The organism is Pseudomonas spartinae, assembly GCF_965197125.1.
Classification (GTDB): domain Bacteria; phylum Pseudomonadota; class Gammaproteobacteria; order Pseudomonadales; family Pseudomonadaceae; genus Aquipseudomonas; species Aquipseudomonas composti_A.
In genome coordinates, this window is the sequence record NZ_CBDAMB010000001.1 from 193,874 (window position 1) to 213,846 (window position 19,973).

Sequence of the window (19,973 nt, forward strand, 5' to 3'; positions counted from 1 at the left end):
ACGTAACAAAACAAACCCTCCGCTCGCGGGGGGAAAGGGGGGCGCTGCCCCGGCTGTTTTCGGAGAAGCACGGATGGTCTTTTCATCCAACGTCTTTTTGTTCCTGTTCCTGCCGATCTTCCTCGGCTTGTATTACCTGTGCCCGAATCGCGGGCGCAACCTGCTGATCCTGATCGGCAGCTACACCTTCTATGCCTGGTGGCGGGTGGATTTCCTCCTGCTGTTCGCGGCCGTGACGATGTGGAACTACATCTTCGGCCTGCGTATCCATGCGCATGCCGGCACCGAGACCGCACGCCGCTGGGTGGTGGCCGGGGTGATCGGCAACCTGGCCACGCTGGGCTACTTCAAGTACGCCAACTTCGGCGTGGCCAACATCAATGCCGTGCTCGAATCCTTCGGCCTCGAGCCCTTCGTGCTGACCTCGGTGATCCTGCCGATCGGTATCTCCTTCTACATCTTCCAGTCGATCAGCTACCTGATCGACGTGTACCGCAAGGACACCGAGCCAACGCGCAACCTGATCAACTTCGCCGCGTTCATCGCCCTGTTCCCCCAGCTGATCGCCGGCCCGGTGCTGCGCTACAAGGACCTGGCCGACCAGTTCACCGACCGCACGCACAGCCTGGACAAGTTCAGCGAAGGCGCCACGCGCTTCATGCAAGGCTTCGTCAAGAAGGTGTTCATCGCCGACAGCCTGGCACCGCTGGTCGATCACTGCTTCGCCCTGCAGAACCCCAGCACCGGCGACGCCTGGCTGGGCATGATCGCCTACACCGCGCAGCTCTATTTCGACTTCTCCGGCTACAGCGACATGGCCATCGGCCTGGGCCTGATGATGGGCTTCCGCTTCATGGAGAACTTCAACCAGCCCTATATCAGCCAGTCGATCACCGAGTTCTGGCGGCGCTGGCACATCAGCCTGTCGACCTGGCTGCGTGACTATCTCTACGTACCGCTGGGTGGCAACCGTCACGGCACCTTCAACACCTACCGCAACCTGTTCCTGACCATGCTGCTCGGCGGTTTCTGGCACGGCGCCAACTGGACCTTCCTGATCTGGGGCGCCTGGCACGGCACCTGGCTGGCCATCGAGCGCGCCCTCGGCGTGAAGGCCGCACCGACGCTGTTCAACCCGCTGAAATGGGCCTTCACCCTGCTGCTGGTGATGCTCGGCTGGGTGATCTTCCGCGCCGAGAACCTGGACGTGGCCGGACGCATGTACGCCGCCCTGTTCAGCTTCAGCGACTGGCACCTGAGCGAGCTGACCCTGGCCAGCATCACCGGCCTGCAGATGGTCACGCTGGTGCTGGCCTGGGTGGTGATCGCCGTCAACGGCGCCCGCCAGTTCCTCGCCAGCCGCAACCGTGAGCCGGCGCTGACCCTGGCCAGCGCCGGTGTCGCCCTGCAGGCCATCGACCTGCGCCTGGTGGCCGTGCGCGGCGCCCTGCTGCTGCTGTTCTGCGCCTCGCTGCTCAAGCTCTCGGCGCAGAGCTACTCCCCCTTCCTCTACTTCCAGTTCTGAGCGGAGGCCGAGCATATGAGTCGTCCCATCAAGACCCTGTACGTCGTGCTGTTCATCCTGTTGCTGCTGCCCGTCAGCCTGCTGGCCCTGACCAGGCTCGCCGACTACCACATGCCGGCCAAGCCCAGCGTGCTGGATGGCAGCCTGGCCAAGAGCATCGAGCACCACTATGACGAGAACTTCCCGCTCAAGCAGGCCGGTATCAACCTCTGGGCCGCCCTGGAGTACCTGGCGTTCGGCGAAGGCCGCAGCGGCCTGGTAGTCGGCGAGGACGGCTGGCTGTACTCGGACGAGGAATTCGATCCGGTGGCCGATGGCCAGCGCCAGTTGCGCGACAACCTGGCGCTGATCCGTGGCGTGCAGCGCCAGCTGGCAGAACGCGATATCCAGCTGTTGCTGGCCATCGTTCCGGCCAAGACCCGTCTGTATCCGGAACACACCGGCGCCCATCAGCCCAGCGCGCTGCAGCGCAGCCTGTACCCGCGCTTCCATCGCGCGGTGCGCAATGCCGGCATCGCCGCGCCGGACCTGCTCGGTCCACTGCAGGCGGCCAAAAGCGAGGCGCCGATGTTCCTGCGCACCGACACCCACTGGACGCCTGAAGGTGCCGACGTGACCGCCCGCGCCCTGAGCGACGTGGTGCACAGCGCCATGCAGCTGCGTGGCGAGCCGCAGCAGTTCGTCACCGAGACCGTGCAGACCCGCTCGCACCAGGGCGACCTGACCCGTTTCCTGCCACTGGCACCGCTGTTCGAAAGCCTGATGCCGCAGGCCGACCGCCTGCAGCAACGCGAAACCCACGCCGCCGAAGCGGGCGGTGACGACCTGTTCGGCGACAGCGACCTGCCGGTGGCGCTGGTCGGCACCAGCTACAGCGCCAACCCATCGTGGAACTTCGCCGGCGCGCTGCGTGAGCACTTGCAGCGCGATCTCGCCAACTACGCCGAGGAAGGCGGCGGCCCGCTGGTGCCGATGCTCAAGTACCTGCAAAGCGAGGAACTGAAGAACGACCCACCGCAGCTGGTGATCTGGGAATTCCCCGAGCGCTACCTGCCGATGACCAGCGACTTCACCGATTTCGACCCGCAATGGCTCGCCGCGCTGAAAAACGGCGGCGAGCGCCAGGGGCTGGCTACCGCCAGTCACTGATTCATCACCCAAGGAGGACTATCCGATGAACACTCAAACCACCCTACGCCGCTTCACTCTGGGCGCCTGCGCCCTGGCCCTGGGCCTCGGCATGATCCAGGCGCACGCCGACGACGGCGCCCTCTACGGGCCCAAGGCACCGAAAGGCTCGGCCTTCGTGCGCGCCTACAACGCCAGCAGCGCCGAGCTCGATGTCGCCGTCGGCCAAACCCAGCTCAAGCAGATCTCGCCGCTGGGTTCGAGCGACTTCAAATTCCTGCCCGCCGGCAGCTATCAGGCCCAGGTCGGCAACACGCAGATGCCGGTGGATCTGGAGCCCGAGCACTACTACACCCTGGTCAGCCAGACCGGCGCCAAACCGCGCCTGGTCGAGGAGCCGCCCTTCACCAGCCGACAGAAAGCCCTGCTGCGCGTGCAGAACCTGAGCGACAGCACCCTCACCCTGAAGACCGCCGACGGCAAGACCGCCGTGGTCGCTGAGGTCAAGCCCGATGGCCGTGGCGACCGCGAGATCAACCCGGTCAAGGTCGGCCTGGCGCTGTTCGACGGTGAGCGCAAGGTCGCCGATCTGAAACCGGTGACCCTGGAGCGCGGCGAAGTGGTCAGCCTGTTCGTCACCGGCGGCCAGGGCAAGCTGTCGCCCGTGTGGGTCAAGCGCCCCATCGACGGCTGAGACGATGAACGGATTTTCTAGAACAAGGAAAACGGCGGGTACACGCCGCACCGACACGACACGGGCATCCATCTCGTAATGAACGTTAAGGAGAGACACATCATGACCCCCATCATCCTTTCCGGTGGCAGCGGCTCCCGACTCTGGCCTCTTTCGCGCAAGCTGTACCCCAAGCAATTCCTCGCCCTGACCGGCGAACAAACGCTGTTCCAGCAGACCCTGCAGCGCCTCTCCATCGAAGGCATGCAGCCGCCAGTGCTGGTGGCCAACCAGGAGCACCGTTTCATCGTCCATGAACAGTTGGAGCAGATAAGCCAGCAGGCCCAACTGCTACTGCTCGAACCCTTCGGCCGCAACACCGCGCCGGCCGTGGCCATGGCGGCCCTGCAGCTGATGGCCGAGGGCCGTGACGAACTGATGCTGGTGCTGCCAGCCGACCACGTGCTGGACGACCAGCAAGCCTTCCGCCAGGCCCTCGCGCTGGCCACCGTGGCCGCCGAGAAAGGCGAGATGGTGCTGTTCGGCGTGCCGGCCGACCGCCCGGAAACCGGCTACGGCTACATCCGTGGCAAGGCCGACGGTGCCCTGCCCGAGGGTGTCGCGCGCGTCGCCAACTTCGTCGAGAAGCCCGACGCCCTGCGCGCCACCGAGTACGTGAAAAGTGGCGACTACTACTGGAACAGCGGCATGTTCCTGTTCCGCGCCAGCCGCTTCCTGGAAGAACTCAAGCAGCACGACGTGGACATCTACGACACCTGCCTGCTGGCGCTGGAGCGCAGCCAGCGCAAGGACGGCGAAATCGCCATCGATCCGGCTACCTTCGCCTGCTGCCCGGACAACTCCATCGACTACGCGGTGATGGAGAAGACCAGCCACGCCTGCGTGGTGCCGCTGAGCGCTGGCTGGAACGACGTCGGCAGCTGGTCGTCGATCTGGGACGTGCACGACAAGGACGACGCCGGCAACGTCATCAGCGGTGACGTGCTGCTCGAGGACAGCCGCAACTGCCTGGTGCACGGCAACGGCAAGCTGGTGTCGGTGCTCGGTCTGGACGACATCGTCGTGGTGGAAACCAAGGACGCCACGATGATCGCCCACAAGGACCGCGTGCAGGACGTCAAGAAACTGGTCAACAGGCTCGACGAGCAGGGCCGCAGCGAAACCCAGAACCACTGCGCGGTTTACCGCCCCTGGGGCTCGTACGACTCGGTGGACATGGGCGGCCGCTTCCAGGTCAAGCACATCACCGTCAAGCCAGGCGCGCAGCTGTCGCTGCAGATGCACCACCACCGTGCCGAGCACTGGATCGTGGTATCCGGCACGGCCAGGGTGACCTGCGACGACCGCGAGTTCCTACTCACCGAGAACCAGTCCTGCTACATCCCGATGACCTCCGTGCATCGCCTGGCCAACCCGGGCAAGATTCCGCTGGAGATCATCGAGGTGCAATCCGGCACCTACCTGGGTGAAGACGACATCGAGCGTCTGGAAGACGTGTACGGCCGCAGCGATGCGGTGGCAGCCGTCGCCGCCCATTGAGTCGTTCGTAGCCCGCATGCACTCGGGGTCGCTCTCGCCCCCGGATTGCATGCGGGCTACGCCCTTCTCACCCGCCATCCCGACCTGTGGGCCTGTCACACTCTGCGACAGCCCTCGCGGTTACCCTGACCAGACAGCTTGTGTAGGATGAGCGCAGACTTCGCAAAAGGCTGTCCTCATGCTGTTCGGTGTCGTACTCGTCATTACCTGGCTGATCCTGCTGATCCGCTACCCGACCAAGGCCCTGCCGGTGTCCATGGCCGCGCTGGTCGGTATCGGCCTGGTGGCCACCTGGGTGATCTGGCAAGAAAGCCAGGACGAACGCTACCTGGCCCATCTCGAACTGCGCCTGAGCTACGATCCGCAGCGCTGCCCCGCCGATCAACCGCTGGCCATCGACCTGAAGAACGGCAGCGATGCCGCCCTGCAGGAACTGCGCTGGGAAGTCGCGGCCTACCGCCCCGGCAACGCCACCAACCTCGCCCAACGCCTGTACGAATCGCCACGCTACAGAGGCCCGGGCGAGCTGCTGCCCGGCGGCAGCTGGAGCGACTGCATGCCCCTACCCGACCTGCGCAGCGGCTATCGCCCCGCCACCCTGGAGTTTCGCGCCGAGCGCCTGCAGGGCAAGTTCATCCGTTAACCCGCTGGGCGAACTCAGCAACGCCAGCCTCGTAGCCCGGATGCAATCCGGGGATGCTGCTTGTGACGGTTCCCCGGATTCATCCGGGCTACGAAAGCGCGCGATGTGTACCGGGACGCCAGCCGCTTGCAGCACCAGCGGACAGCTCGCCACCACCTCAATCGCTACCCCAACATCCCCAGCCTGCTAAGCTGCAGCCCCATTCGCGTCTCAGGGAATCTCCGCCATGTCCCAACCCAGCGTTCTGATCACAGGCTGCTCCAGCGGCATCGGCCGCGCCCTGGCCGACGCCTTCAAGGCGGGCGGCTACGCGGTCTGGGCCACGGCGCGCAAGGACAGTGACCTCGCGGCGCTCGAACAGGCCGGGCTGCATGCCGTGCAGCTCGACGTCAACGACGGTGAGGCGCTGCAGCAGCTGGCAACTCGCCTGAGTGAAGAGATCGGCGGCCTCGATGTGCTGATCAACAACGCCGGCTATGGCGCCATGGGCCCGCTGCTCGACGGCGGCGTGGAGGCCATGCGCAAGCAGTTCGAAACCAATGTCTTCTCCATCGTCGGGGTGACCCACGCGCTGTTCCCGCTGCTGCGCCGCAGCCGTGGTCTGGTGGTCAATATCGGCAGCGTCTCCGGCGTACTGGTTACGCCATTCGCCGGCGCCTACTGCGCGTCCAAGGCCGCCGTGCATGCCTTGAGCGATGCACTGCGCATGGAGCTGGCGCCCTTCGCCATCGAGGTCATGGAAGTGCAGCCCGGCGCCATCGCCTCCAGCTTCGCCAGCAACGCCAGCCAGCAGGCCGAGGCGCTGATCCGTGAGGATTCGCCCTGGTGGCCGCTGCGTGAGGGCATCCGGGCGCGCGCCAACGCCTCGCAGGACAATCCGACCCCAGCCAGCGATTTCGCCGCACAGCTGCTGGCCGCCGTGCAACGCGACAAACGCCCGCGCCTGCTGCGCCTGGGCAACGGCAGCCGCGCCTTGCCACTGCTCGCCGCGCTGCTGCCCAAGGCGCTGCTCGAGCGCATTCTGCGCAAACGCTTCGGCCTGGTACGCAGCCTGTGAGCCAGGGCCTGCAATTGCGCTACTACGCGACTGCCGGGATCGCCGCGGCCATCGTGCTGAACCTGCTGCTGCGCACCTTCGTGCGCCTGGGCGGCGTGTTCACTACCCTGCTGATCGCCGCCGCCATCGCTGCCGGGCTGGCGCTGGTCTTTCACTGGCGCCAGGGGCGCGCACCGAGCCGTGCCGAGCGCTGGCGTTTCACCCTGCTCTATGGCGGTGTGCTCGCGCTGCTCTACCTGGGCCTGCTGGGCATGATGTACATGCAGGACACACCCAGCCCCATGGGCCTGTTTCTGTTCAGCCTGCACTACCTGTGCTACCCGCTGCTGGCCTGGTGGGCCTTTTCGCCGCGCTGGGGCCGCTGATCTCTCGTCAGGACGACACTCATGCTGCATACCCTCGCCGTCGCCAACTACCGCTCGATCAACCGCCTGATCCTGCCGCTGGGTCGGCTCAACCTGATCACCGGCGCCAACGGCAGTGGCAAATCCAATCTCTATCGTGCCCTACGCCTGCTGGCGGAAACCGCGCAAGGTGGAGTGGTCAATGCACTGGCCCGCGAGGGCGGCCTGGAGTCGAGCTTCTGGGCCGGGCCGGAGAAGGTTTCGCGGCGCATGCGCAATGGCGAGGTAGCGGTGCAGGGAGGCCCGCGGCAAGGCGCGATGCGCCTGCGCCTGGGCTTCGCCGGAGACGATTTCGGCTACAGCATCGCCCTGGGCCTGCCCGAATCGAACTCGGGTGAGGATCGCACCACGCCAAGTGCATTCGCCCTCGACCCGGAGATCAAGCGCGAGTGCATCTGGGCGGGCGCCAGCTACCGGCCGGCGTCGCTGCTGGTAGATCGCGCTGGAGCTATGGTGCGCATGCGTGAAGGTCGCAGCTGGGAGGTACTGGCCCAGCATGTGCCGAACTACGACAGCCTGTTCGATCAGATCGGCAATGACCCCAACTGCCCGGAAGTCTTCCAGCTGCGGGAAACCATCCGCCGCTGGCGCTTCTACGATCATTTTCGCAGCGATGCCGACGCCCCGGCGCGGCAACCGCAGCTGGGCACCCGCACGCCGGTGCTGCATCACGATGGCCGTGATCTGGCCGCCGCCCTGCAGACCATCCGCGAGATCGGTGACCCTGCCGCACTGGATGCCGCCATCGAAGACGCCTTCCCCGGCAGCCGCCTGCGCATCGATTTCCAGGCCGGTGGGCGCTTCGTCGTCGAGCTGCATCAGGAAGGATTGCTACGCCCACTGGGAGCCGCTGAACTGTCCGACGGCACACTGCGCTACCTGCTGCTGGTCGCCGCCCTGCTTACGCCGCGACCACCGTCACTGATGGTGCTCAACGAGCCGGAAACCAGCCTGCACCCGGACCTGCTGCCGGCACTCGGGCGCCTGATCATCGCCGCCTCGCGGCAGACCCAGGTATGGGTGGTGTCCCACGCCAGCCGCCTGATCGCCACGCTCAAGGAAAGCCCCAACTGCAACATTCTGGAGCTGGACAAGCAGCTCGGTCAGACCTGCATTCGCGGCCAGGGCATGCTGGACGAGCCGCCCTGGCACTGGCCGGATTGAGTCGTCCGCAGGCCCGCAGGGTCTCGCCGGGTCGCCCAGGCCGCGCACAGCGGCTGCCAATACCCCCCGCCATCGACGCATGACTGCGGTTCTGCAGAATGCACAGCGCGCCCTACCCAATTGCGTCCGGGTCAAATCCGGGCCCACTGGTCAGCGCTTTCGCGGCCGAAGCCGCTCCTGCAGGCGCACTCGGGCTCAATGGCCGTCGAGATAGCGCTCCACATCCAGCGCCGCCATGCAGCCGGCACCGGCCGAGGTAATCGCCTGCCGGTACACCGAGTCGGCCACGTCCCCGGCGGCGAACACGCCGGGGATGCTGGTTGCGGTGGCATTGCCTTCACGCCCGCCATTGACCACCAGATAGCCATCCTTCAACTCCAGCTGGCCTTCGAACAGGCTGGTATTGGGCGTGTGGCCGATGGCGACGAACAGGCCATCCACGTTCAGCTCACGATAAGCGCCGCCGTACTGTTTGAGGCGCACGCCGGTGACGCCGCTGGCGTCGCCCAGCACCTCATCGACCTCGGCATTGAGCTGCAGCTCGATCTTGCCCTCGGCTACCCGCTCCTGCAGCTTGTTCTGCAGGATCTTCTCGGCACGAAAGGCATTGCGACGATGCACCAGCGTCACCTTGCTGGCGATGTTGGCCAGGTAAAGCGCCTCTTCGACCGCCGTATTGCCGCCGCCGACCACCGCCACCTCACGACCCCGATAGAAGAAGCCGTCGCAGGTCGCGCACGCGGAAACGCCACGGCCCATGAATGCTTCCTCGCTGGGCAGCCCCAGGTAGCGCGCACTGGCGCCGGTGGCGATGATCAGGGCATCGCAACTGTAAGTGGCACTGTCACCGACCAGGGTCAACGGCTTGCCGGCCAGATCCACGGCGTTGATGTGATCGAACACGATCTCGGTCTCGAAGCGCTCGGCATGCTCCTGCATACGCTGCATCAGCGCAGGGCCGGTCAGGCCATGCGGGTCGCCCGGCCAGTTGTCCACCTCGGTGGTCGTCGTCAGCTGGCCGCCAGCCTGGATGCCGGTGATCAGCAGCGGTTTCAGGTTGGCGCGGGCGGCATACACGGCCGCGCTGTACCCGGCGGGGCCGGAGCCCAGGATGATGACGCGGGCATGACGAACAGCGGACATCGCTAACTCCTGGCGGGCCTACAGGGCCGGCTGGCGAAATAAAAAAGGACTCTCGAAGCGCTAGGGGAAGGCTTGGAAGGATGAGAGCCCCGCAAAAGGAAAGCTGCGGGCAAGGCTATCGAGCGCGCAGAGCCAGAGGAAATATCCATTACCAATTCCACGCATAGAGTCCGACTATGGCTGCAAAGTTGAACCTGCCCGCAGGCCTGAACTTTCGCCGCAGCGACGAAGTCGGTATGGTCGCGCGCATCAACCACTCAGGAGGCCGCCATGCCCGCCGCTCCCGTTCTGTCTGGCCCGCAATACCTGCGAGAAGGTCTGAAGCTGGTGCTCAGCCCCGGCCTGCGTCTGTTCGTGCTCCTGCCACTGACGGTCAATCTGATCCTGTTCGCCGCCCTGATCGGCTTCGCCGTCAACGAGTTCAGTGGTTGGGTCGACACCTTCATGCCCAACCTGCCGAACTGGCTGAGCTTCCTGCAGTACATCCTCTGGCCCTTGTTCGTGGTGCTGGTACTGCTGATGGTGTTCTTCACCTTCACCCTGCTGGCCAACATCATCGCTGCGCCGTTCAACGGTTTCCTCGCCGAGAAGGTCGAGGTGGTAGTGCGCGGCGAAGACCACTTCCCGCCCTTCAGCATCGCCGAGCTGACCGCCATGGTGCCACGCACCCTCGGCCGGGAAATGCGCAAGCTGGCCTACTTCCTGCCGCGCGCCATCGCCCTGCTGATCCTCAGCTTCATCCCGGTGGTGAATCTGATTGCCGCACCACTGTGGCTGCTGTTCGGCGTATGGATGATGGCCGTGCAGTACATCGACTACCCGGCCGACAACAACAAGATGAGCTGGCAGGACATGCTCGCCTGGCTGCGCGAGAAGCGCTGGCAGAGCCTGAGCTTCGGCGGCATCACTTACGCCGCACTGCTGGTGCCGGGTCTGAACATCCTGATGATGCCGGCCGCCGTGGCCGGGGCCACGCTGTTCTGGGTACGCGAGCGCGGCTAGCCGCCCCGTCACAAAGACGCAACGCGAACGTCACAAACCTTACATCGCACAGGCAGAGACTGCGTACATGAACGCATCCTCTCTGCATGTCGCGCTGATCAGCGAAACCTTCCCGCCGGAAATCAACGGCGTGGCCAACACCCTCGGTCGCCTGGTCGATGGCCTGCGAGGCAACGGCCATCGCGTGCAATTGATACGGCCACGCCAGGAGCTCGATCAGGAGCAGGACGGCAACGACGACCTGCTGCTCACTCGTGGCTGGCCGCTCCCCGGCTACCCCGGCCTGCAGTGGGGCCAATCGTCGCTGCACAAGCTGCTCAGACGCTGGCAACGGCAACGCCCGGACGTGCTCTACATCGCCACTGAGGGTCCGCTGGGGCTGTCCGCGCTGCGGGCCGCCAGACACCTGGCGATCCCGGTGGTCAGCGGCTTTCACACCAATTTTCAGCAGTACACCGGGCACTACGGTATCGGCCTGCTGACGCGGGCGATGACCAACTACCTGCGCTGGTTCCACAACCGCACGCAACTGACCCTGGTACCGAGCATCGGCCAGAAGGTCGATCTCGAACGTCGTGACTTCGAACGCCTGGCCCTGCTCGCCCGAGGGGTCGACAGCCAGCTGTTCCATCCACGCAGGCGCAGCGATGCCCTGCGCGAAAGCTGGGGTCTGGGGCCCGATGACCTGGCCGTGCTGCATGTTGGACGTCTGGCCGCAGAGAAGAACCTCGGTCTGCTGGTCAAGGCCTTCCACGCCCTGCAGGCAACTCACCCGCAGCGCCGCATGCGCCTGATCCTGGTGGGTGATGGGCCGCTGCGTGCAAGCCTGCAGGCGCAGCTACCGGAGGCGCACTTCTGCGGCCTGCAACGAGGGGAAGCGCTGGCCACACACTATGCCTCGGGCGACCTGTTCCTGTTCCCCAGCCTCTCGGAAACCTTCGGCAATGTGGTGCTGGAGGCTCTGGCATCGAGCCTGGGCGTGGTGGCATACGACCAGGCAGCGGCCGCCCAGCATATCCATCACGGCCACAACGGCATGCTCGCCCGCCCCGGAGACGAGGCCGGCTTCTGCGAAGCGGCCTGTGACCTGCTGGGTGACACGGAGGTGTTGCGGCATATCCGCCTCAACGCCCGTCGGCACGCCAGCCACCTGAGCTGGGACGGCATCGTCACGCTGTTCGAGCAACACCTGCGCAATGCCATGCAGCCGGTGCCCGAGCGGACCCAGCCGGTAAACGTCGACACCCCGGTGGCGATCCCGAGCAAAACGTCGGAGCACTGATACATTCCCCATAGGGTGCGCCGTGCGCACCGGGACCAGCCACGATACCGAGCACGGCGCCCCCTCAACCAGCAGCCATAAAAAAGCCCCGATGTGCCGGGGCTGGGAAAACCAGGCGCCGGCTCGCGGCGCCCTGGAAAGCCAGGTTCAGACCAGCGTGGTCAACGCCTCGCGACTGAACGGCAGGATGTCCTGCTCGCGACCTTCGCGCACCTTCAGCGCCCAGTCCGGGTCGACCAGCAACGCGCGCCCCACCGCTACCAGGTCGAATTCCTGCTTGTTCAGGCGCTCGAGCAGATTCTCGAGGCTGGCAGGCTCGGCCACCTTGTCGGTCTTGACCATGAACTGCAGGAACTCGCCATCCAGGCCGACGCTGCCGACGGTGATGGTCGGCTTGCCGGTGAGCTTACGTGTCCAGCCGGCCAGGTTGAGGTCGCTGCCTTCGAACTCCGGCTCCCAGAAACGGCGGGTCGAGCAATGGAAAATGTCCACGCCAGCATCGGACAGCGGCTTGAGGAAGGCTTCCAGCTGCTCCGGGGTCTGCACCAGACGCGCGGTGTAGTCCTGCTGCTTCCACTGCGAGTAACGCAGGATGATCGGGAAGTCCGGGCCGACCGCCGCGCGCACCGCCTGGATCAGCTCGATGGCGAAACGCGAACGCGCCGCCAGGTCGCCACCGTAGCCATCGGTGCGCTGGTTGCTGCCTTCCCAGAAGAACTGGTCGACCAGGTAACCGTGGGCGCCGTGGATCTCCACGCCGTCCATGCCAATGGCCTTGGCGTCGCGCGCAGCCTGGGCGAAGGCGGCGATCACCTCATCGATATCGGCCTGGGTCATGCCATGCACCACCACCTGACCGTCCTTGACCTTCTCCATCGGCCCATAGCCGGGCACGCTGGCATCCGGCTCGGTGCCCAGCTTGCGCACATTACCCACATGCCAGAGCTGCGGGACGATCTTGCCGCCTTCGGCATGTACGGCGTCGACCACCTGCTTCCAGCCGGCCAGGGCCTCTTCGCCGTAGAAACGCGGCACGTTCGGGTAGCCATTGGCGGCCTTGTGGCCGACCGTGGTGCCCTCGGTGACGATCAGGCCCACGCCCGCAGCCGCGCGGCGACGGTAGTACTCGATGACCTGGGCATTGGGTACGCCACCGGGCGAGAACGAACGGGTCATCGGCGCCATGACCACACGGGTCGGCAGCTCCAGGTTACCGAGGCGGAACGGGGCGAACAGGGCTTGAACGGGAGCGCTCATCATCTTTCCTCTGGGGTTGAAGGGTAATCAGGCCTGCAGCAAACGCTCCAGGCGGGTGACGAAAGCTTGCAGCGGCTGCAGGTTGCGGCCGACCTTGAGGCGGGCGAGCACGCCCTGCCAGGCGTCGCTGATGAAGGTGGCGAGGTTGCCGCAGTCCTCGTCGGCCGGCAGTTCACCGGCGGCCTGCGCCTGCTCCAGGCAGCCGCGCAGGATGTCCACCGAGGCCTGCTGGATGGCCGCGACTTCGGCGCCGATCGCCGGCAGCATCTCGCTCATTTCGAAACTCAGGCTGCCGATGAAGCAGTGGTACTGCGGCGTATCCTGGCGGGCGAAGTGCGCCAGCAGCTCACGGTAATAGCCAAGGATGCGCTCACGCGGGCTCAGCGCTGGGTCGTTCAGCGCCTGGGCGTATCGCGCCAGACGCGGGCGATAGATGAAAGCCAACGCCTGCAGGGCGAAGTCTTCCTTGCTGGCGAAGTAGTGATAGAAGCTGCCCTTGGGAATCCCGGCCGCTTGGACGATCTCCAGCACGCCGGTGCCGTGATAGCCGCGCCGGGTCATCACCGCCGAGCCTTTGCTCAGGATCAGGTCGCGCTTGTCGAGTCGAATGCTGTTCATGGCGCCGAGCATATGACCGGTCGTCTCGCTCGGCACAGCACTATTGATATTGGTGATTGAGGGTTAGAACGGAACACCTGAATGGACGGGTCTTTCGAGGCGGATACCAGGTGGGGAGCTATGGGGCGTGATCGACCAGGTAAAAAACCAGTCGCAGAACATGAAGCAACCACAAACCTGTAGGAGCGGCTTTAGCCGCGAAATGCATCGCGGCTGAAGCCGGTCCTACAGCTCGCCCAGGCCGCTCTGCCAGCTATTTTCCGGACGAACACAAGGACTGGAAGAATGCTGTTCTGGTGGATCGACAAAACGTGATCCACCCTACGCTCAGGGTTGCAACCAGATCAGCGAGGCGAAACGCCCGGTGCGGGCGCTGCGCCGATAGGAATAGAACCGCGGGTCGTTGTAGGTGCACAGGCCACCACCACTGACGGCGGTAACGCCGATGGCAGCCAGGCGAATGCGCGCCAGCTGGTAGATATCCGTCATGAACTTGCCGGCATTGACGCTGGGCACGAATGCGCTGGCAGCCTCGGCATGCTGTTGCACGAAGGCCTCACGCACTTCGCCGCCTACCTCGAACGCGGCCGGACCGATGGCCGGGCCAAGCCAGACCAGCAGCTCCTGCGGCGCCACGTTCAGCACCTGCACGGTCGCCTCCAGTACGCCACCGGCTAGCCCGCGCCAGCCGGCATGGGCCGCCGCCACGCGCGTCCCGGCGCGGTCGCAGAACAAGGCCGGCAGGCAGTCGGCAGTCATCGCCGTGCAGGCGATACCGGGCGTGGCCGTCCAGTTGCCATCGGCTTCGATGACCTGCGCCGGGTCCGCCGGCGCCACGACGATGCCATGCACCTGGCGCAACCAGGCCGGCTGGCAACCCAGGACATCGATCATCTGCTGACGGTTGCGTGCCACGGCAACGGGGTCGTCATCGACATGGTCGCCCAGGTTGAAGCTTTCGTACGGCGCAGCGCTGACGCCGCCGCTACGCGTGGTGACGCAGGCGCGCACATTGGCTGGCGCAGGCCAGTCGGGTGTCAGCCAGTCGTGGGTACTCACCCGACGAAGGCCTCGCGATCCTGACGCAGCAGGGTCAGCAGCCAGACCAGATCATCCGGCAGCGCCGACTCCCACTTCATGCGCTTACCGGTAGCCGGGTGATCCAGCTCGAGAAAGCGCGCATGCAGGGCCTGACGCGGAAACTCCTTGAGGCTTTGCACCAGGCTCTGGCTGGCAGCCGGCGGAATACGGAAACGCCCGGCGTAAACCGGATCGCCCACCAGCGGATAGCCGACATGACTCATGTGCACGCGGATCTGGTGGGTACGCCCGGTTTCCAGCTTGACCCGCACATGGGTGTGCGAGCGATAGCGTTCGAGTACGCGGTAATGACTGATCGCCGGCTTGCCGCCGTCGGTCACCGCCATGCGCTGACGCTGGCTGGAGCTGCGACCAATGGGCGCGTCGATGGTGCCACCGGCGGTGATCACACCGATGCAGATGCATTCATAAATGCGGCTGACGCTGCGCTTCTGCAGTTGCTCGACCAGATTGGTCTGCGCCTGCAGGGTCTTGGCCACCACCATCAGCCCGGTGGTGTCCTTGTCCAGACGATGGACGATGCCGGCACGCGGCACATTGATGATGTCCGGCACGTGATGCAGCAGCGCATTGAGCAGGGTGCCGTCGGCGTGTCCGGCAGCCGGGTGCACGACCAGCCCAGCAGGCTTGTCGATTACCAGCAGGTGGTCGTCTTCGTAGACGATGTTCAGCTCGATGTCCTGTGCGATCCACTCGCCCTGCGCTTCCTGCTCGGCATCGAGCACCAGGGTCGAGCCGGCATGCACGGTATCGCGCGGGCGTGCCACGGCACCATCGACGGTCAGGCGACCGTCCTTGATCCAGGTGGAAAGCCGCGAACGCGAGTACTCGCCAAACAGCTGCGCAGCCACCTGGTCGAGGCGTTGACCGCCTTGTTCAAAGGGAACGATGGCCTGGAGTTGGATCAGCTGTTTATCTATAGAAGTCATCTTCGGCAACGGCGGGAGCCTGGCCTTTGGTTTCGGCGACAGGCTTGTGGTTAAATACGGCGTCTTTGCCCCAGGGTTTTCCGGGGGCGCTCATCATAACAGGACGGCCGCGCGGCCGTCACAGGGACGCAAGCCGCCATGCAAGTGAAACACCTGCTGCTGATCGCCATCCTCGCCCTTACCGCCGCCTGCTCTTCCAAGCAGCCGGAGGTCGATGAAAACCTCAGCGAGGTGGAGCTGTACCAGCAGGCCCAGGCCGACCTGGACAACCGCAGCTACACCCAGGCCATTGCCAAACTGAAGGCGCTGGAGTCGCGCTATCCGTTCGGTCGCTACGCCGAGCAGGCGCAGCTGGAGCTGATCTACGCCTACTACAAGAATGCCGAGCCGGAGGCCACCAAGTCGTCCGCCGAGCGCTTCATTCGCCTGCACCCACAGCACGCCAACGTCGACTACGCCTATTACCTCAAGGGCCTGGCGTCCTTCGATCAGGACCGTGGCCTGCTGGCGCGCTTCCTGCCACTGGACATGACCAAGCGTGATCCGGGCGCCGCGCGCGACTCCTACAACGAGTTCGCACAACTGACCAGCCGCTACCCGACCAGCCGCTACGCGCCCGATGCCAAGCAGCGCATGATCTACCTGCGCAACCTGCTGGCCGCCTACGAAATACACGTTGGCCACTATTATCTGACCCGCCAGGCCTATGTCGCCGCCGCCAACCGCGGCCGCTACGTGGTGGAAAACTTTCAGGAAACTCCGTCGGTCGGTGACGGCCTGGCGATCATGACCGAAGCCTATCAGCGCCTGTCGCTGGACGATCTGGCTGCCACCAGCCTGGAAACCCTCAAGCTCAACTACCCTGATCATCCGAGCCTGGAAAGCGGCGAGTTCGTCCCGCTCGAGGAAGAATCCGACAACCGCTCCTGGCTGGCCAAGGCCACCCTCGGCCTGATCGAAACCGACACGCCGCTGCCACCGGGCGAAACCCGCGCCAGCCAGGACGTGATCCGCCAGTACGAAGACGCTGAGCAGCAGATTCCTGCCGAACTGCAGCAGGACGCCAAGACCGGCGAAACCGCCAAGAAGCGCTCGTTCTGGAGCTATCTGACCTTCGGTCTGTTCGACTGATTGCGCTGACAGTAAACAAGGGAGGCCAAGGCCTCCCTTTTTATTGCCCGTTTTCGAGTGGATATCGCAACGAGTACAGCCGCGCAGCCAGGAAACAGCGCACAGGCTGTCATGTGGATACTGTGCCGATGCACTCGGCTTGGCTAAACTGCCGGCTTTAAACGAACAGAAGAGCACAACATGGGTCTTTTTCGCCTGCTGTTCTGGATCGCGATCATATTCGCTGCGATCTGGATCTGGCGCCGCTTCATCAGCAAACCCAAAAGCACTCGCCCCATCGAGGATGCCGCGGCCCCCATGGTACGTTGCGCACATTGCGGGGTGCACGTGCCCAAGCCACAGGCGCTGAACCAGGGTCAGCAGTGGTATTGCAGCCAGGCGCATCTCGAACAAGGCCCGCACACCGGTGACCGCTGACCTCAGCCTGCAAGCGGGTACTCAGGGACGGCGCATCCTCAGGCTCTATCACTTCTATCGCCTGAGCATCGGCCTGGCGCTGATTCTGTTGATTTCCAGCAATCTCGACTCGCAGTTGCTGGATGTCGTGCACATCGAGCTGTTTCGTACCGGCAGCTGGGTCTACCTGATCCTCAATATCTTCATCGCCGTACTGGTGCACAGGCCCAAGCACCTGATGCAGCTGTTCAGCCTGGCGCTGGTCGACGTGATCTTCCTCTCAGCGCTGTTCTACGCCGCTGGCGGCACGCCCAGCGGCATCGGCAACCTACTGGTGGTGGCGGTGGCCATCGCCAACATCCTGCTGCGTGGGCGCATCGGCCTGCTGATCGCCGCCATCGCCGCGATGGCACTGATCTACCTGACCTTCTATCTCAGCCTGAGCCGTCCCGCCGCGGCCGCGCAGTACGTGCAGGCTGGCGCGCTCGGTGCCCTGTGCTTCGCCGGGGCCCTGTTCATCCAGGGCATCACCCGCCGCCTGCAGGTCAGCGAAAGCCTGGCCGAACAACGCGCGGCCGATGTCGCCAACCTGGAAGAACTCAACGATCAGATCCTGCAACGCATGCGCACCGGCATTCTGGTGCTCGACACCCAGCATCGCGTGCTGCTGGCCAACCAGGGGGCGACGCAACTGCTCGGGCGTGGCGAACTCAGCGGCAAAATCATCGACCCGCACTGCCCCGAACTGGTCAAACGCCTGCAACAGTGGCTGCACAACCCGACCCTGCGCCCGGACAGCCTGCAAGCGCAGGTCGACGGCCCGATGCTGCAGCCCAGCTTCATTTCCCTGCAGCGCGGCGACCAGCAGCACACCCTGGTGTTTCTCGACGACATCTCGCAGATCGCTCAGCAGGCGCAGCAGCTCAAACTGGCCTCGCTCGGCCGCCTGACTGCCGGCATCGCCCATGAAATCCGCAACCCGCTGGGCGCGATCAGCCACGCCGCCCAGTTGCTGCAGGAGTCCGAAGACCTGCAAGGCCCTGATCAACGCCTGGCGCAGATCATTCAGGACCACTCCAAGCGTATGAACCTGGTGATCGAGAACGTGCTGCAACTCTCGCGTCGGCGCCAGGCCGAGCCACAGCTGCTAGACCTGAAATACTGGCTGCACCGCTTCGCCAGCGAGTTCCGCAGCTCGGCACCGACTGACCGGCAGATCCACCTGGAAACCCAGGGCGGCAGCCTGCAAACGCGCATGGACCCGCACCAACTGACCCAGGTACTGACCAATCTGGTGCAGAACGGCCTACGCTACAGTGCACAAAAGCACCGAGTCGGCCAGGTCTGGCTGCGACTGTTCCGTGACGAAGCCAGCGACCTGCCGGTGCTGGAGATTCTCGATGACGGCCCCGGCGTGCCCCCCGAGCAGGAGCAGCACATCTTCGAGCCCTTCTACACCACCGAGAACAAGGGCACCGGCCTTGGCCTGTATATCTCTCGCGAACTGTGCCAGAGCAACCAGGCCCGCCTCGACTATAAACCTCGTGAAGGAGGCGGCAGCTGCTTCCGCATCACCTTCGCCCATCCGCGCAAACTGAGCTGAACATGAACCGTCAGAGAGCCCTGATCGTCGACGACGAACCCGATATCCGCGAACTGCTGGAAATCACCCTCGGACGCATGAAGCTGGACACCCGCAGCGCCCGCAACGTCAAGGAAGCGCGCGAATGGCTGGCGCGTGAACCCTTCGACCTGTGCCTGACCGACATGCGCCTGCCCGACGGCACTGGCCTCGATCTGGTGCAGCACATCCAGCAGCGCCACCCACAGGTTCCCGTGGCGATGATCACTGCCTACGGCAGCCTGGATACCGCGATCCACTCGCTCAAGGCCGGCGCCTTCGACTTCCTTACCAAGCCGGTGGACCTGGGCCGCCTGCGCGAACTGGTCGCCACCGCCCTGCGCATTCGCTCACCCGAAGGAGAAGAAGCCCCGGTAGACAGTCGCCTGCTGGGTGACTCGCCTCCCATGAAGTCGCTGCGCAAACAGATTCAGAAGCTCTCGCGCAGCCAGGCACCGGTCTACATCAGCGGTGAGTCAGGCAGCGGCAAGGAACTGGTCGCCCGCCTGATTCACGAACAGGGCCCACGCGTGGAACAGCCATTCGTACCGGTCAACTGCGGCGCGATCCCTTCGGAGCTGATGGAAAGCGAGTTCTTCGGCCACAAGAAAGGCAGCTTCACCGGCGCCATCGAAGACAAGCAGGGCCTGTTCCAGGCGGCCAATGGCGGCACGCTGTTCCTCGACGAAGTCGCCGACCTGCCGCTGCCGATGCAAGTGAAACTGCTGCGCGCGATTCAGGAAAAAGCCGTGCGGGCCGTCGGCGGCCAGCAGGAGGTGGTGGTCGATGTGCGCATTCTCTGCGCCACCCACAAGGACCTCGCCGCCGAAGTCGCTGCCGGCCGCTTCCGCCAGGACCTCTACTACCGCCTCAACGTCATCGAACTGCGCGTCCCGCCGCTGCGCGAACGGCGTGAAGACATCGCGCAACTGGCCAGCGTGATGCTCGCGCGCCTGGCCGAAGGCACTGGCCTTTGCGCCGCCAAGCTGCACCCCGACGCGCTGGAGAAACTGAAAAACTACCGCTTCCCGGGCAATGTGCGCGAACTGGAGAATATGCTCGAACGCGCCTACACCCTGTGCGAAGACGACCAGATCACCCCCAGCGACCTGCGCCTGGCCGACGCCAGCGGCCCGAACAGCGAAGCCGGCGAAGCCAGCCTGGCGCAGATCGACAATCTGGAGGATTACCTCGAAGACATCGAACGCAAGCTGATCATGCAGGCACTGGAGGAGACGCGCTGGAACCGCACGGCCGCCGCCCAGCGCCTCGGCCTGACCTTCCGTTCGATGCGCTACCGACTGAAGAAGCTGGGCATCGATTGACGCCCAGCAGCTGG

At 64.9% G+C, this 19,973-nt stretch carries 19 protein-coding genes; 14 read left to right on the forward strand and 5 right to left on the reverse strand.

Annotated features, from left to right (window positions below; genetic code table 11):
- The first annotated feature begins 73 nt into the window (after positions 1 to 73).
- The 8 genes from ACN8M7_RS00945 to ACN8M7_RS00980 all read left to right on the forward strand — a co-directional run bounded on the left by ACN8M7_RS00945 (position 74) and on the right by ACN8M7_RS00980 (position 8,154).
- Positions 74 to 1,525, forward strand: a complete 1,452-nt coding sequence (locus tag ACN8M7_RS00945; protein WP_490259476.1) for an MBOAT family O-acyltransferase — start codon at positions 74 to 76, stop codon at positions 1,523 to 1,525.
- Positions 1,526 to 1,540: 15 nt separating this feature from the next.
- Complete coding sequence (locus ACN8M7_RS00950; protein WP_490259477.1) at positions 1,541 to 2,674, forward strand: alginate O-acetyltransferase; 1,134 nt, start codon at positions 1,541 to 1,543, stop codon at positions 2,672 to 2,674.
- A 25-nt stretch (positions 2,675 to 2,699) separates the two neighbouring features.
- The gene (locus ACN8M7_RS00955) at positions 2,700 to 3,347 is read left to right on the forward strand and encodes an alginate O-acetyltransferase AlgF (RefSeq protein ID WP_490259478.1); all 648 of its coding nucleotides are present in this window, start codon (positions 2,700 to 2,702) and stop codon (positions 3,345 to 3,347) included.
- Positions 3,348 to 3,449: 102 nt separating this feature from the next.
- Positions 3,450 to 4,886 carry a mannose-1-phosphate guanylyltransferase/mannose-6-phosphate isomerase gene (locus ACN8M7_RS00960; RefSeq protein WP_490259479.1) on the forward strand — a complete coding sequence of 479 codons (1,437 nt, stop codon included), beginning with the start codon at positions 3,450 to 3,452 and terminating at the stop codon, positions 4,884 to 4,886.
- Positions 4,887 to 5,064: 178 nt separating this feature from the next.
- A complete protein-coding gene (locus ACN8M7_RS00965; protein WP_490259480.1) occupies positions 5,065 to 5,529 on the forward strand; it encodes a multidrug transporter in 465 nt (154 codons plus the stop codon).
- A 226-nt stretch (positions 5,530 to 5,755) separates the two neighbouring features.
- Positions 5,756 to 6,586, forward strand: a complete 831-nt coding sequence (locus tag ACN8M7_RS00970; RefSeq protein WP_490259481.1) for an SDR family oxidoreductase — start codon at positions 5,756 to 5,758, stop codon at positions 6,584 to 6,586.
- On the forward strand, positions 6,583 to 6,951 hold the full coding sequence (locus ACN8M7_RS00975; RefSeq protein WP_061240670.1) for a hypothetical protein: 369 nt from the start codon (positions 6,583 to 6,585) through the stop codon (positions 6,949 to 6,951). The genes ACN8M7_RS00970 and ACN8M7_RS00975 overlap by 4 nt, the downstream gene beginning before the upstream one ends.
- 21 nt (positions 6,952 to 6,972) lie before the next feature.
- On the forward strand, positions 6,973 to 8,154 hold the full coding sequence (locus ACN8M7_RS00980) for an AAA family ATPase (protein WP_490259482.1): 1,182 nt from the start codon (positions 6,973 to 6,975) through the stop codon (positions 8,152 to 8,154).
- A 195-nt stretch (positions 8,155 to 8,349) separates the two neighbouring features.
- Here ACN8M7_RS00980 and trxB read toward each other — a convergent pair whose 3' ends face one another.
- A complete protein-coding gene (gene trxB, locus ACN8M7_RS00985) occupies positions 8,350 to 9,297 on the reverse strand; it encodes a thioredoxin-disulfide reductase (protein ID WP_490259483.1) in 948 nt (315 codons plus the stop codon).
- Positions 9,298 to 9,567: 270 nt separating this feature from the next.
- Here trxB and cysZ point away from each other — a divergent pair, with 270 nt between their 5' ends.
- A complete protein-coding gene (gene cysZ, locus ACN8M7_RS00990) occupies positions 9,568 to 10,299 on the forward strand; it encodes a sulfate transporter CysZ (RefSeq protein ID WP_490259484.1) in 732 nt (243 codons plus the stop codon).
- A gap of 67 nt (positions 10,300 to 10,366) precedes the next feature.
- A complete protein-coding gene (locus ACN8M7_RS00995; protein ID WP_490259485.1) occupies positions 10,367 to 11,581 on the forward strand; it encodes a glycosyltransferase family 4 protein in 1,215 nt (404 codons plus the stop codon).
- Positions 11,582 to 11,728: 147 nt separating this feature from the next.
- On the opposite strand, the gene ACN8M7_RS01000 is transcribed toward ACN8M7_RS00995, so the two are convergent.
- The 4 genes from ACN8M7_RS01000 to rluD form a co-directional block, all read right to left on the reverse strand.
- On the reverse strand, positions 11,729 to 12,838 hold the full coding sequence (locus tag ACN8M7_RS01000; protein WP_490259486.1) for an NADH:flavin oxidoreductase: 1,110 nt from the start codon (positions 12,836 to 12,838) through the stop codon (positions 11,729 to 11,731).
- A 27-nt stretch (positions 12,839 to 12,865) separates the two neighbouring features.
- Entirely contained in the window at positions 12,866 to 13,456 is a 591-nt protein-coding gene (locus ACN8M7_RS01005; protein ID WP_490259487.1) for a TetR/AcrR family transcriptional regulator, read from the reverse strand.
- Between the two features lie 327 nt (positions 13,457 to 13,783).
- Positions 13,784 to 14,515 (reverse strand): peptidoglycan editing factor PgeF, encoded by a 732-nt coding sequence (gene pgeF / locus ACN8M7_RS01010; protein ID WP_490259488.1) that lies wholly within the window; start codon positions 14,513 to 14,515, stop codon positions 13,784 to 13,786.
- Entirely contained in the window at positions 14,512 to 15,486 is a 975-nt protein-coding gene (gene rluD, locus ACN8M7_RS01015) for a 23S rRNA pseudouridine(1911/1915/1917) synthase RluD (protein WP_490259489.1), read from the reverse strand. The genes pgeF and rluD overlap by 4 nt, the downstream gene beginning before the upstream one ends.
- Before the next feature lie 138 nt (positions 15,487 to 15,624).
- On the opposite strand from rluD, the gene ACN8M7_RS01020 reads away from it, so the two are divergent.
- From ACN8M7_RS01020 to ACN8M7_RS01035, 4 genes are all read left to right on the forward strand, one after another.
- Positions 15,625 to 16,617 (forward strand): outer membrane protein assembly factor BamD, encoded by a 993-nt coding sequence (locus ACN8M7_RS01020; RefSeq protein ID WP_061240662.1) that lies wholly within the window; start codon positions 15,625 to 15,627, stop codon positions 16,615 to 16,617.
- Between the two features lie 180 nt (positions 16,618 to 16,797).
- Positions 16,798 to 17,034: a PP0621 family protein gene (locus ACN8M7_RS01025; protein WP_490259490.1), complete on the forward strand. Its 237-nt coding sequence runs from the start codon at positions 16,798 to 16,800 to the stop codon at positions 17,032 to 17,034.
- Entirely contained in the window at positions 17,024 to 18,616 is a 1,593-nt protein-coding gene (locus ACN8M7_RS01030; protein ID WP_490259491.1) for a sensor histidine kinase, read from the forward strand. Before ACN8M7_RS01025 ends, ACN8M7_RS01030 begins: the two co-directional genes overlap by 11 nt.
- A gap of 2 nt (positions 18,617 to 18,618) precedes the next feature.
- Entirely contained in the window at positions 18,619 to 19,959 is a 1,341-nt protein-coding gene (locus tag ACN8M7_RS01035; RefSeq protein ID WP_061240659.1) for a sigma-54-dependent transcriptional regulator, read from the forward strand.
- Positions 19,960 to 19,973 lie beyond the last annotated feature (14 nt).

Coding starts and splice junctions, on each gene's coding strand:
- ACN8M7_RS00945 (WP_490259476.1), top strand. CDS start 74: ATGGTCTTTTCATCCAACGTCTTTTTGTTCCTGTTCCTGCCGATCTTC.
- ACN8M7_RS00950 (WP_490259477.1), top strand. CDS start 1,541: ATGAGTCGTCCCATCAAGACCCTGTACGTCGTGCTGTTCATCCTGTTG.
- ACN8M7_RS00955 (WP_490259478.1), top strand. CDS start 2,700: ATGAACACTCAAACCACCCTACGCCGCTTCACTCTGGGCGCCTGCGCC.
- ACN8M7_RS00960 (WP_490259479.1), top strand. CDS start 3,450: ATGACCCCCATCATCCTTTCCGGTGGCAGCGGCTCCCGACTCTGGCCT.
- ACN8M7_RS00965 (WP_490259480.1), top strand. CDS start 5,065: ATGCTGTTCGGTGTCGTACTCGTCATTACCTGGCTGATCCTGCTGATC.
- ACN8M7_RS00970 (WP_490259481.1), top strand. CDS start 5,756: ATGTCCCAACCCAGCGTTCTGATCACAGGCTGCTCCAGCGGCATCGGC.
- ACN8M7_RS00980 (WP_490259482.1), top strand. CDS start 6,973: ATGCTGCATACCCTCGCCGTCGCCAACTACCGCTCGATCAACCGCCTG.
- trxB (WP_490259483.1), bottom strand. CDS start 9,297: ATGTCCGCTGTTCGTCATGCCCGCGTCATCATCCTGGGCTCCGGCCCC.
- cysZ (WP_490259484.1), top strand. CDS start 9,568: ATGCCCGCCGCTCCCGTTCTGTCTGGCCCGCAATACCTGCGAGAAGGT.
- ACN8M7_RS00995 (WP_490259485.1), top strand. CDS start 10,367: ATGAACGCATCCTCTCTGCATGTCGCGCTGATCAGCGAAACCTTCCCG.
- ACN8M7_RS01000 (WP_490259486.1), bottom strand. CDS start 12,838: ATGAGCGCTCCCGTTCAAGCCCTGTTCGCCCCGTTCCGCCTCGGTAAC.
- ACN8M7_RS01005 (WP_490259487.1), bottom strand. CDS start 13,456: ATGAACAGCATTCGACTCGACAAGCGCGACCTGATCCTGAGCAAAGGC.
- rluD (WP_490259489.1), bottom strand. CDS start 15,486: ATGACTTCTATAGATAAACAGCTGATCCAACTCCAGGCCATCGTTCCC.
- ACN8M7_RS01020 (WP_061240662.1), top strand. CDS start 15,625: ATGCAAGTGAAACACCTGCTGCTGATCGCCATCCTCGCCCTTACCGCC.
- ACN8M7_RS01025 (WP_490259490.1), top strand. CDS start 16,798: ATGGGTCTTTTTCGCCTGCTGTTCTGGATCGCGATCATATTCGCTGCG.
- ACN8M7_RS01035 (WP_061240659.1), top strand. CDS start 18,619: ATGAACCGTCAGAGAGCCCTGATCGTCGACGACGAACCCGATATCCGC.